The organism is Streptomyces sp. SPB074 (assembly GCF_000154905.1).
Classification (GTDB): domain Bacteria; phylum Actinomycetota; class Actinomycetes; order Streptomycetales; family Streptomycetaceae; genus Streptomyces.
The window spans coordinates 736,993-748,452 of the sequence record NZ_GG770539.1 but is presented as its reverse complement, the minus strand read 5'-3'; the positions used below and the strand labels follow the sequence as shown (position 1 = coordinate 748,452).

10 protein-coding genes and 2 pseudogenes are annotated in these 11,460 nt (G+C 73.2%); 6 read left to right on the top strand and 6 right to left on the bottom strand.

The annotated features are described in order from the left end of the window. Window positions 1–219: 219 nt before the first annotated feature. A complete protein-coding gene (locus tag SSBG_RS03040) occupies window positions 220–720 on the top strand; it encodes a DUF4396 domain-containing protein (protein WP_037868809.1) in 501 nt (166 codons plus the stop codon). 76 nt (window positions 721–796) lie between these two features. Here SSBG_RS03040 and SSBG_RS03035 read toward each other — a convergent pair whose 3' ends face one another. Next, complete coding sequence (locus SSBG_RS03035) at window positions 797–2,017, bottom strand: chitinase (protein ID WP_008744761.1); 1,221 nt, start codon at window positions 2,015–2,017, stop codon at window positions 797–799. Window positions 2,018–2,254: 237 nt separating this feature from the next. Here SSBG_RS03035 and SSBG_RS03030 point away from each other — a divergent pair, with 237 nt between their 5' ends. After that, a complete protein-coding gene (locus SSBG_RS03030; RefSeq protein ID WP_008744760.1) occupies window positions 2,255–2,566 on the top strand; it encodes a 4a-hydroxytetrahydrobiopterin dehydratase in 312 nt (103 codons plus the stop codon). 2 nt (window positions 2,567–2,568) lie between these two features. Next, a pseudogene (locus tag SSBG_RS03025) lies at window positions 2,569–3,286 on the top strand (class I SAM-dependent methyltransferase). Window positions 3,287–3,423: 137 nt separating this feature from the next. Here SSBG_RS03025 and SSBG_RS03020 read toward each other — a convergent pair. From SSBG_RS03020 to SSBG_RS32040, 3 genes and pseudogenes are all read right to left on the bottom strand, one after another. Then, a complete protein-coding gene (locus SSBG_RS03020) occupies window positions 3,424–4,209 on the bottom strand; it encodes an aldo/keto reductase (protein ID WP_050776854.1) in 786 nt (261 codons plus the stop codon). 206 nt (window positions 4,210–4,415) lie between these two features. Continuing rightward, window positions 4,416–6,238: pseudogene (locus SSBG_RS35340) on the bottom strand (AMP-dependent synthetase/ligase). Window positions 6,239–6,460: 222 nt separating this feature from the next. Continuing rightward, a protein-coding gene (locus tag SSBG_RS32040) for an IS5 family transposase (protein WP_106429290.1) occupies window positions 6,461–7,269 on the bottom strand; the annotation gives its coding sequence in 2 pieces (ribosomal slippage) (window positions 6,461–6,921 and window positions 6,921–7,269; 810 coding nt in all). A 31-nt stretch (window positions 7,270–7,300) separates the two neighbouring features. Here SSBG_RS32040 and SSBG_RS33035 point away from each other — a divergent pair. Continuing rightward, window positions 7,301–7,720, top strand: coding sequence for a tryptorubin family RiPP precursor (locus tag SSBG_RS33035; protein WP_158677734.1), 420 nt, complete (start codon window positions 7,301–7,303; stop codon window positions 7,718–7,720). 110 nt (window positions 7,721–7,830) lie between these two features. Next, window positions 7,831–8,877 (top strand): cytochrome P450, encoded by a 1,047-nt coding sequence (locus tag SSBG_RS03000; RefSeq protein WP_008744757.1) that lies wholly within the window; start codon window positions 7,831–7,833, stop codon window positions 8,875–8,877. Here SSBG_RS03000 and SSBG_RS02995 read toward each other — a convergent pair. Further along, window positions 8,831–9,415: a GNAT family N-acetyltransferase gene (locus SSBG_RS02995; RefSeq protein WP_199781330.1), complete on the bottom strand. Its 585-nt coding sequence runs from the start codon at window positions 9,413–9,415 to the stop codon at window positions 8,831–8,833. The two genes, SSBG_RS03000 and SSBG_RS02995, sit on opposite strands and share 47 nt — an antisense overlap. 49 nt (window positions 9,416–9,464) lie before the next feature. After that, window positions 9,465–10,328: a LysR substrate-binding domain-containing protein gene (locus tag SSBG_RS02990; RefSeq protein ID WP_008744755.1), complete on the bottom strand. Its 864-nt coding sequence runs from the start codon at window positions 10,326–10,328 to the stop codon at window positions 9,465–9,467. Between the two features lie 136 nt (window positions 10,329–10,464). On the opposite strand from SSBG_RS02990, the gene SSBG_RS02985 reads away from it, so the two are divergent. Further along, the coding region (locus SSBG_RS02985) for a bile acid:sodium symporter family protein (RefSeq protein ID WP_037871007.1) at window positions 10,465–11,460 on the top strand (996 nt) is incomplete at its 3' end.

Here is an 11,460-nt window from a genome sequence, read left to right as displayed (position 1 = left end):
CGCGCGACAGGGCCGGAGACACCGCGACGGGACGGCTCACGGCACTGCGCCCGGGGACGGTCGCGCTGACGGTGACGGTCTCCGGCGTACGCGCCGAGGCACGCGTGACCGTCAAGCGCTGACGCGGGCCGCCATACCCCCCCTGGGGAATACCCCGGGGGGGTACGGTGTTCTCCCGTCGAAAAGCCGCCGCTGACGACGCACGGAAGGGGGAGCGCGATGGATCACGCGCACCACGGAGACCGCCCCGCCCCGCACGGGGGTCCCGCCGGCTGGTCCGGCACGCCCTGGTCGATGGCCGCGCGGGCCACCCTGCACTGTCTCACCGGGTGCGCGATCGGCGAGATCCTCGGCATGGTCATCGGGACGGCCGCCGGTCTCCACAACGGCGCGACCGTCGCCCTGTCGATCGTGCTCGCCTTCGTCTTCGGCTACGCGCTCACGGCGCGCGGCGTCCTGCGCGCCGGGCTGGGCCCCCGTGCCGCCTTCAAGGTCGCGCTGGCCGCCGACACGGTCTCGATCGCGGTCATGGAACTGATCGACAACACCGCGATGGTCGCGGTCCCCGGCGCGATGGACGCCGGCCTCGCCGACCTCCTGTTCTGGCTCTCCCTCGCGGGCTCCCTCGCCCTCGCCTTCCTCGTCACGACACCGGTCAACCGCTGGATGATCGGCCGGGGCAAGGGGCACGCGGTGGTCCACGCGCACCACGGGCACTGAGGGGCGGGGACGCCCCGGGGGCGGGGCCGCCCCCCAAAAAAAAAAAAAAAACCGCCCCGTCGCGCTCAGGCCGCGCTCAGCAGGGGCCGTCGTCCTGCCACGCGCCCCACTCGCCCGTCGTGCCGGGCTTCTCGTTCGTCGTCCACCACTTCGCCTCCCAGGTGTGGCCGTCCTGGGTGACCTTGTCGCCCTTGACGTACACCGCGCCCGCGCTCCAGGCGCCCGCCGCGCACTGCCCGGTGCCGGGGTCGGTGGGCGGGTCGGTCGGCGGGTTGGCGGGCGGGGTGGCGCCCGCGAACTTCACGGAGAACTTGGCGAAGTCCCACGCGGACTGCGGCACGCTGCTGCACGTCCCGCTGGTCCTGCCACCGTTGTCGGCGGGGCTGCACTGCCGGTCGCGGTTGAGGGACCAGAAGGTGAAGCGGGCCATGCCGTGCGTGGTCGTGTAGTCCAGGACCGTCTGGAAGTCGGCCTGGCCGAAGTACTCGCCCGTGTCGCTGCGCCCGTTCATGCCCGAGAAGCCCTCGTGCGCGTACGCGGTCGCCTCGCTCCACCCGAAGGTCGAGCGGAGCACCCCGTTGAAGGCGGTGAGCGCGGCGGTCTGCGAGGCCGCCCCGTTGAAGCCGCCGTCGAACGGCATGATCGAGAAGTTGTCGGGCGTGAAGCCCTGCGCCTTCGCCTCGTTGAGCATCTGCTTGCCGAACCAGCCGGTGCCGTCGGCCGTCCCGGCCGTCGTCACCGAGACGTACAGGCCCGGGTTGTTCTTCTGGAGGATCTTCGCGGCGCCGATCTCGCGGGCGATGGCCGCAGTGTTCTCGTACTCGGGCTCCTCCAGGTCGAAGTCGATGGCCTTGAGCTGGTACTTGGTGATGACCTGCTGGTAGGCGGCGGCCGTGGACGCCGCGTCCGTACAGCTCTGCCCGAGCTTGGTGCCGCCGTAGCCGCCGATCGAGACGGACACGTCCCCGCCCTTGGCGCGGATCGCGCTGATGACGGAGCCGACGGCGGTGTCCGAGGACACCGGCGCCGTGCCGTCCCAGGTCGGGCTGCACCCGCCGCCGTTCGGCGCGAGGATGAACGCGAGCTGGAACGCCTTGAGCCCGGAGGCGTCCATGATCGCGGTGGCGCTGGGCGGGTCGTTGTCGAGCGGCATGAGGTAGGGCGCGGCGGCGTACCACCGCTTGTCCAGGGTGGCGCTCTCGGCGCCGGAGGCCGAGGCGGGCAGCAGCGCGGTGAGCCCGGCCGCCGCGAGCGCGGAGGCGGCGGCGCCGCACAGGACGGCACGAAGACGTCTCATGGGGATCTCCCAGGGGGTGAGGAAGCGCCTCACTGTCCCGCCGTTGTAGAGAACACGTCAATGGATTGGACTAGACCAAAAGGAAGTCTTGACCCGGCGCCAGGGCGGATCGCCCCGGGCGGGCGTCACCCGGCGGCCCCGCGTGCCCGCGCGCCCGCCCGCGCGGACCGGCCGGTAGCCTGAGCCGGCATCAACCGGCCCGTCCCCGGCCGCACGTACCCCCCCCGAGGAGCAGCCTTGCCCGCCGCCCGCCCGCTGCCCGCCGCCGAGATCGGCACCGCCCTCGCCACCCTGCCCGGCTGGAGCGCCGAGGACGACCGCCTCACGCGCTTCTACCGCCTCCCCGGCCACCTCGCCGCCGCCGCTCTCGTGCTCCACATCGCCTCGGTGCAGGAGGAGATGGACCACCACGCCGACCTCACCCTCGGCTACAACACCGTCGAGGTCGCCACCCACACGCACAGCGCGGGCGGGAGGATCACCGCGCTCGACGTCACGCTCGCGCGCCGCGTCGAGGAACTGTCCGCCGCCCACGGGGCGCGGGGCTGAGAATGCTCGACTACGACGAGGAGGCCGCCCGCTACGACGAGAGCAGGGGCGGCCTCCCGCGCGCCCGGGCCGCCGCCGAGGCCCTCGCCGGGCTCCTGCCGCGCCGTACCCGCACCGTCGTGGACCTCGCCTGCGGCACCGGCATCGTCGGCGGCTGCCTGCGCGAGGCCGGGTTCACCGTGCGCGGCGTGGACCTCTCCGCCGGGATGCTTCAGAAGGCGGCGGGGCGCCTGGACGGGGTGGTCCGCGCCGACGCGCGCGCCCTGCCCTTCGCCTCGGGCAGCGCCGACGCGATCACCGCCGTCTGGCTCCTCAACCTGGTCGAGGACGCCGCGCCCTTCGTCGCCGAGGCGGCGCGCGTCCTGCGCCCCGGCGGCCTCTTCGTGACGACCGTCGACAAATCGGCCGCACACGCGGCCGGCGAGGACACGGACGCGCTGCTCGCCCCCTACCGCCCCGTCGAACTCCCGGACGGCGCGGGCCGCGTGACCGCGCTCGCCGCCGCGCACGACCTGCGCCCGCACGGCTCCGCCCGCTTCACGGGGCACGGTCAGGGCACGCAGCCCGCGCGAGACCGCCGCGCGCGTGCGCGAAGGCGGTCTGTACGTGCCGGGAGGCGAGGAACTGACCCGCCGCCTCGAAGCGCTGCCCCATCCCGGCACGCCGCGCCGCGACCCGGTCTACACGCTGCTCGCGCTGCGCAAGCGCAACCGGGGCTGAGCAGGGCGGACCGGGCCGGGGCTGAGCGGTGCGGGCCCCCCGGGCCCAGGCCCGCACACCGTGCCCCCGCGGTACGACCGAGGGGACGCCCGGTGTGCCCCGCGCGTCCCCTGCGTGTCACCGCCCCCGCGAGCGGGTCAGTTGACCTCGTCCGGGTGGCCGCCGAGCCGGTGCTCCTCGTTGAGGGCGCGGATCGCGGCCATGTCCTCCTCGTCCAGCTCGAAGGAGAACACGTCGATGTTCTCCTTGATGCGGGAGGGCGTCACCGACTTCGGGATCACCACGTTGCCGAGCTGGACGTGCCAGCGCAGCACGACCTGCGCCGGGGTGCGGCCGTGCTTCTGGCCGATCGCCACGAGCGCGGGCACCTCCAGGAGGCCCTTGCCCTGGCCGAGCGGCGACCACGCCTCGGTCGCGATGCCCTGCTCGCCGTGGAAGGCGCGGGCCTCGCCCTGCTGGAGGTGCGGGTGCAGCTCGATCTGGTTGACCGCCGGGATCACCGAGGTCTCGCCGAGCAGCCGCTCCAGGTGCGCGGGCGTGAAGTTGGAGACGCCTATCGCGCGCACGCGCCCGTCGGCGAGGAGCTTCTCGAAGGCGCGCCACGTGTCCACGTAGCGGTCCTTCGCGGGGCACGGCCAGTGGATCAGGTACAGGTCCACGTAGTCGAGGCCGAGCTTGTCGAGGGAGGCGTCGAAGGCACGCAGGGCCGGGTCGTACCCCTGCGCGCCGTTCCACAGCTTCGTCGTCACGAACAGTTCCTCGCGGGCGAGCCCCGAGGCCGCGATGGCCTTGCCCGTACCGCGCTCGTTGCCGTAGACCGCCGCCGTGTCGATCGAGCGGTAGCCCGCGTCGAGCGCGAGCCCGACGGCGGTCGTCGCCTCCTCGTCGGGCACCTGCCACACACCGAAACCGAGCTGGGGCATCTCGACGCCGTTGTTCAGGACGATCGGGGGAACCACCTTGTGCGCACTCACTGCGTCTGTCGATCCTTAAGCGCTCATAGGGCCGTACGGGCACGGCCCGGCGTTCGCGCCGCGCGCCCCGCCCGGCCCGTACCGGACGTACTCACCGACCTTAACGACGTGCCCACGGGCACGTGTTCCCGGGGCGGCGGGACGCCGTGCGGGCCTCAGCCCCGGTACAGCGCGGTGATCTCCCGGGCGTACGCCTCCTCGATGGCCTTGCGCTTGAGCTTGGGCGAGGGCGTGAGCAGGCCCTGCTCCTCGGTGAAGGGGCGGGCCAGGATACGGAAGGTGCGGATCGGCTCCGCCTGCGAGACCTGCGTGTTCGCCGCGACGACCGCGCGCCGCACCTCCCGCTCCAGCTCCGGGTCGCGCACCAGCGCGGCGGGCTCGCGCGGCGGCTCCCCGCGCATCTCCAGCCAGTGCGCCACCGCCTCCTCGTCCAGCGTGACGAGCGCCGAGACGTACGGCCGGTCGTTGCCGAGCACGACGCACTGCGCCACGAGCGGGTGCTCGCGCACCCGGTCCTCCAGCGGCCCCGGCGACACGCTCTTGCCGCCCGAGGTCACGAGGATCTCCTTCTTGCGGCCCGTGATCGTGAGGTACCCGTCCTCGTCCAGCCGCCCCAGGTCGCCCGTCGCGAGCCAGCCCTCGCGCAGCGCCGTGTGCCCGCTGCGCGGCGTGTTCAGGTAGCCCTGGAAGACGTGCTCCCCGCGCAGCCACACCTCCCCGTCCGCCGCGATCCGCACCGAGGTGCCCGGCAGCGGCAGGCCCACCGTGCCGAAGCGGGCCCGGCCCGGCGGGTTCGCGGTCGCCGCCGCGCTCGACTCGGTGAGCCCGTACCCCTCGTACACCGTCAGGCCCGCGCCCGCGAAGAACAGCCCGAGCCTGCGGTCCATCCCCTAACCGCCCGACATCGCGTACCGCAGCCGGCCGCCGAGCACCGCGCGCAGCCGCGCGTAGACGAGCTTGTCGTAGAGCTGGTGCTGCATCCGGAGCTGCGCCCCCGGCCCGGCTCCCCGCCCCAGCGCCCGCTGCTCGCGCGCCTCCGCGTACCGCACCGCGACCTCCACGGCCTTCGCGAAGACCCCGCCGCGCCCCTCCGCCTCGGCCTTGCGCGCCGCCGAGCGATAGATCTTCTCGAAGATGTACGGGACGGCGAGGACGAACGTCGGCCGGAACGCCATCAGCTCCGGGACGAGCGCTTCCGCGCGCAGCCGCGGCTGGTGCCCGAACCTCACCCGGCCCCGCACCGCCGCCACCTCCACGACCCGCCCGAAGACGTGCGCGAGCGGCAGGAAGAGTAGCGTGGACGCCTCCTCGCCGCGGTGCGGCTGGAAAACCCGCGACCAGGCGCTGAGCAGCGTGTCCGCCTCGAACATGAAGTTGCCGTGCGTCAGGACGCAGCCCTTGGGGCGGCCCGTCGTGCCCGAGGTGTAGATGACCGAGGCGACCGAGTCCGGCGTGACCGCCGGCGGTGCCGGTGCACCACCTCGTCCGCGAGACCGGCGCCCGCCGCCATCAGCTCCTGCTCCGCGCCCGCGTCGAACTGCCACAGGCGGCGCAGGTGGGGAAGGCGGTCGATGACCGAGCCGACCGTCATCGCGTGGTCCTCGTGCTCCACGAACGCGGCGGCCGCCTGCGCGTCGTGGAGCATCCAGAACACCTGCTCCGCCGAGGAGGTCGGGTACACGGGGACGACCTGCGCGCCCACCGTCCACAGCGCGAAGTCGAGCAGCGTCCACTCGTACCGCGTGGGCGCCATGAGCGCGGCCCGGTCCCCGAAGCGGATGCCCTCGGCGAGCAGCCCCTTCGCGACCGCGAGCACCTGGTCGCGGAAACCCGCCGCCGTCACGTCCTCCCAGCGCCCGCCGCTCTTGCGCGCGAGCACGACGCGTTCCGGGTCCTCGATCGCGTGGTCGAAGACACAGTCGGCGAGGCCGCCCACCGGCCGCGCCCGGGTCAGCGGGGGCTGACTGAACTCGCGCAAAGCTGCTCCTCGTGCCGCCGCGCACCCCCGCGCCGGGCTGGTGCGGGGGTACGGCGCCGAGACGCTACCGCAGGTAAGCCCCACCGGGGGAGCCCTCGCGCGGTGCCGGTCCCGCCCGCATATGCCCCCTTCCCGCCCCGGAACCCGCCCCAACCGGGGCGCAGGGGGACAGGCGGTGAGGAGAATCGCGGGGAATCGCCGAGTGCGGAGTAAGAAGTCATCTCATTTGGTGAGTCTGCGGTAGCAGATGAGGGTGCAGGCGATGCTGGTGAAGGCGAGGAAGTGGTCGGCTTTGCGTTCGTAGCGTCGGTGGAGTCGTCGGCAGCCGGCGAGCCAGGACATGGTGCGTTCGATGGTCCAGCGGTGTCGGCCGAGTCGCTGCGAGGTCTCGACGCCTTTGCGGGCGATGCGATGCCGGATTCCGCGTCCGGACAGCCATTGCCGCAGGTGGCGGTAGTCGTATCCCTTGTCGGCGTGGAGCTTTCCGGGTCGGCGTCGACGGGGGCCCCGGCGGGAGCTGATAGGCGGTATGCCCTTCACGAGCGGGATAAGGGCTTGGCTGTCGTGGACGTTGGCACCGGAGATTGCGACGGATATGGGCAGACCGGTCCGCTCGGTGATCAGGTGGATCTTCGACCCGTACTTGCCCCGGTCGACAGGATTCGGACCTGTCAGGTCCCCCTTTTCAAGGCCCGCATGTTCACCGAGTCGATCGCGCACCGCGACCAGTCCAGCTCCCCGCGCGTACCGAGCTCGTCGAGGACCAGGCGGTGGAGCTTGGCCCACACCCTGGCCTTCGACCACTCCGAGAACCGCCGGTGGGCAGTCGCTCCGGACGGGCCGAACGACGCCGAAGGCAGCTGCTGCCAGGTACAACCCGACGTGGCCACGAAGACGATCGCGGCCAGCACTTCCCGGTCACCGTGCCGACGCCGACCACCACCCTGCGGCCGCGACGGCGCCTCAGGCACCACCCGCTGGAACAACTGCCACAATTCGTCCGGCACCAGCCGCTCAACAAGCCCCACCATGACTCATAGACTACCGAGTCACCCAAATGAGATGGCTTCTAAGCGCCGCGCGGTCCTCCTCCACGGAATCTGTACCGAAGCCGCACGGGTTTCCGCAGGTGAGAGGGCGTCAGACGGGCTCCTCGCCGCCTCGGGCGCGGCCACCTCTCCCCGCCGCGCCCGCTGGATAAACCCCGGCGCGCTTTTTCGGACAGGCGGACCCGCGAAAAGGCCGGGGGAGGCCCCCTGTGTCACGTTCTTCCCGGGAGCGTTGACAGGCCATCAATCGCTGGTCTTCACTGATCATCGGCGCGCCGAAGGGGAATCCGATCGATCGACCGGAAAGCGCGCTGTTTTCCTCCACCGTCCCACCCGGAAAGAAGGAAAGAAAATGCGGCTGCTTTTCTCGCTCAAGAACAAGCTGTCCCAGCAGAAGAGCCTGAAGGCCCACGCCTGGTACATCTGGTACTGATCCCCCCTCGGCCGCGTTCTCCTTCCCGGGAGCGCACCTTCGAGCCGGGAAGGCGCCCGGCGGCGGACCCCCGCCGGGCGCCGCCCTCCCGGTCTTCTGGAGTCGCACGGATGACGTCCCACACCCCGACGCGCGCCCCGGAGCGGAAGATCCTCTTCGCGCCGCCCCTCGACAACCTGCTCCGCGAGCACCTCGGCGCGGACCTCTTCCGCCCGGAACCCGACACGGTCGGCATCGCCGGGCCCGCCCTGGTGGACCGCGTGCTCGCCGCCCGCCCGGCCGGCAAGACCGAACGCCCCACCTTCAAACCCCTGCTCGGCCGCGCGATCCCGCACCAGCGGGCGGCGACCCAGATGCAGGCCGTCGGCCACGACGTGCGCGCGGCCCTCAAGCGCGAGGCGCCGCGCGATCCCGACCTCTCCGGCCTGTGGCCCCACGTCGGCCACGTCTACCTCCGGGACCTGATCCTCGGCGGGGACCCGCGCCGCCTGCGCGTGCTGATGAACCGCGCCATGGAGCTGACGCCGAAGCTCACCTGGACCGTCATCGCCGCCGGGGCCGCCCTCCCCGCGCCGCGCCGCCGCACCGGCACGACCCGGCTCGCCGCGCTCGGCCTGGAGGCCGGCACGTACCAGGAGCGCCGGTACGCGATGGGCCTCTACCGGCGCACCGCCGCCCCGGTGTGCTTCACGATCTCGACCCTCGTCGCCAACGCCCTCTGGCTCGGAGCCCCCTTCGACCCGGACATCCCGAGCCGCCACCTCGTCCACGAGTCGCTGCGCCTGCTGCCGCCCTCCTGGAACATCCTGCGCAATTCCTCGCCCGAATACCCGGCGATCGATGCCCGCATCACGCCCGCCGACGATGTTCTCGTGCTCCCTTTCCTCAGTCACCGCGATCCCGCGCTGTGGGAAAACCCCGAGGAATTCCGGCCGGAACGCTGGGAGGAAAAGGACCCCGAACGCACGCCCGGATACCTGCCTTTCGGGCATTCGTCCGAACGCTGCTGGGGCCGGCACATGGTCATGCCCCTCGCCGAAATGCTCCTCGACATGATCCGGTCCAGCGGGCTGGTCGTCGATCCGCGCCAGCGCGTCGCCCGCGTGCCGCTCACCGGCCTGATGGGGGTCGACCGGGTCCGCCTCGTTCAGCCCTGAGCCGTCGCGGGGCCGTCCCTGGCGTCGCGGGGGCGGCCCCCGGCCCCGCGACACCCGGCGGCCGGACCATCAGTACGTCGACCGGGCCCTCGTCCTCGACGGCGAACCCGTGCCGGGCGTAGAGCCGCTGGGCGGCGCTGCCGCGCAGCACGTGCAGGCGCACGGGCCGCCCGTTCGCGCGCTCCAGGAGCGACCGCAGGACGGCGCCGCCGAGGCCCCGGCCCTGGTGGCGCGGGGCGAGGTAGAAGTGTTCGAGCCAGTGGCCGCCGTCCTCGGCGGGCCGGAGGGTGACGCAGCCCGCGAGCGCCCCGCCGCTGAGGATCACCGAGGTGTGGGCCGGCGAGAAGGAGTCCCGCATCCGTCGCCGCACGCGGCGCTCGTCGTAGCGCCCGAGGCGCTCCAGGTCCGCGCGCATGACCTCGGCCCGTATTTCCACGAGCGCGTCGAGATCCGCCGCGCCGACGGCGCGCAGCGCCCACTCCGCGAGACCGGGCCCGCCGCCCGTCCCCGTACCGTCTTCCGCCACCTCTGTCCGCATGGCCGGTATATGTCACACCGCCCTGCCGGTCGCCCCGCCCCGCCGCCCCTCACGCACCGTGCAGCCGGTCCCCGCTCGCCAGGATCGCCTCCGCGAGCGCCCGCCCCGGCTCCCGGGCCTCCGCGCGCCGGTCGTCGTGGACCAGGACGAAATCGACGTCGCCCAGCGCGGGCAGCCCCGCGCGCTCGGGGACCCGGACCAGGCCCGGCGGGATCAGGCCCCGCGCGTGCGGCATGACCCCGAGGCCCGCGCGGGCCGCCGCGACGAGCCCGTTGAGGCTCCCGCTCGTGCACGCGACGCGGTACGCGCGGCCCTCGCGCTCCAGCACGCGCAGCGCCCGGTCGCGGGTGATGCCGGGCGGCGGGTACACGATGAGCGGGAGCGGGCGCTCCGCGTCCAGCCGCAGCCGCTCGCCCGCGACCCACACGAGCGTGTCGCGCCACACCAGCACCCCGTGCGTCTCCTCGGCCCGCCGCTTGGCGAGCACGAGATCGAGACGCCCTTCGGCGAGCCGCTCGTGGAGCGTCCCCGACAGCTCCACGGTCAGCTCCAGGTCCACTTCCGGGTGCGCCCGCCGGAAGGACTCCAGGATCTCCGGGAGCCGCGTCAGGACGAAGTCCTCGGAGGCCCCGAAGCGCAGCCGCCCGCGCAGCCGCGTCCCCGCGAAGTGCGCCACCGCCTGCTCCTGCACCGCGAGAAGGCGCCGCGCGAAGCCGAGCATCGCCTCGCCGTCCTCGGTGAGCGCGACCGAGTGCGTGTCCCGGACGAAGAGCGGCCTCCCGGTCTGCTCCTCCAGGCGCCGCACGTGCTGGCTCACCGTCGACTGCCGCACCCCGAGCCGCTGCGCGGCCCGCGTGAAGCTCAGTGTCTGCGCCACGGTGAGGAAGGTGCGCAGGTGGGAGGGCTCGTACACGGTGGGGGAGTGTAGTCGCGGTCATCGTCGGCCGCGATAACAGTCAGAGCGGTGTACGGGGTTCCCGATCAGCGGCCCGGTGCGGCACGATCGATGGCGCCCCCACCTCCCCGTACGCCCCGAGGACGGCCCCGCCATGAAACGCCCCCGGCTCCCGCTGGACCCGTACATCCTGTCGCTCCTCGGCACCGTCCTGCTCGCCGCGCTGCTCCCCGCGCGCGGCGGCGTCGCGAGCGGCGTGTCGGGCGCGTCCACGGCCGCCGTGGCGCTGCTCTTCTTCCTGTACGGGGCGCGCCTGTCCACCGCCGAGGCGCTCGACGGGCTGCGGCACTGGCGGCTGCACGTCACCGTCCTCGCCGCCACGTTCCTCGTCTTCCCGCTGCTCGGCCTCGCCGCCTACACGCTGCGCCCCTGGCTGCTGAGCCCCGATCTCTTCACCGGCTTCCTCTTCCTCACCCTCGTGCCCTCGACGATCCAGTCCTCGATCGCCTTCACCTCCCTCGCGCGCGGCAACGTGCCCGCCGCGATCTGCGCGGGCTCCTTCTCCTCGCTCTTCGGCATCGTCCTCACCCCCCTGCTCGCCGCCGTGCTCCTCGGCGACAGCGGCGGCGGCTTCTCGGCGGCCTCGCTCGGCAGAATCGTCGTCCAGCTCCTCCTGCCGTTCCTCGCGGGCCAGTTCCTGCGCCGCTGGGTCGGCGGCTTCCTGACCCGGCACAAGAAGGTGCTGGGGTACGTGGACCGGGGCTCGATCCTCCTCGTCGTCTACACGGCGTTCAGCGAGGGCATGGTGCGCGGCATCTGGCACCAGGTCACCGTGCCGCGGCTGCTCGCCCTGCTCCTCGCCGAGGCGGTCCTCCTCGCCGCGATGCTCGGCCTCACGTGGTGGGGCGCGGGGCGCCTCGGCTTCCCGCGCGCCGACCGCGTCGCGATCCAGTTCGCGGGCTCGAAGAAGTCCCTCGCCTCCGGCCTGCCCATGGCGAGCGTCCTTTTCGGCGCCCACACCTCGCTCGCGGTGCTGCCGCTGATGGTGTTCCACCAGATGCAGCTCATGGTGTGCGCGGTGATCGCCCGCAGGCGCGCGGCGCAGGCGGCACCGGAGGCGGCGGGCGCGGGCGAGCCGGCCGCCGTGCCG

Coding starts and splice junctions, on each gene's coding strand:
- SSBG_RS03035 (WP_008744761.1), bottom strand. CDS start 2,017: ATGAGACGTCTTCGTGCCGTCCTGTGCGGCGCCGCCGCCTCCGCGCTC.
- SSBG_RS33035 (WP_158677734.1), top strand. CDS start 7,301: ATGGCTTCTAAGCGCCGCGCGGTCCTCCTCCACGGAATCTGTACCGAA.
- SSBG_RS03040 (WP_037868809.1), top strand. CDS start 220: ATGGATCACGCGCACCACGGAGACCGCCCCGCCCCGCACGGGGGTCCC.
- SSBG_RS03000 (WP_008744757.1), top strand. CDS start 7,831: ATGACGTCCCACACCCCGACGCGCGCCCCGGAGCGGAAGATCCTCTTC.
- SSBG_RS03020 (WP_050776854.1), bottom strand. CDS start 4,209: ATGCCCCAGCTCGGTTTCGGTGTGTGGCAGGTGCCCGACGAGGAGGCG.
- SSBG_RS02995 (WP_199781330.1), bottom strand. CDS start 9,415: ATGCGGACAGAGGTGGCGGAAGACGGTACGGGGACGGGCGGCGGGCCC.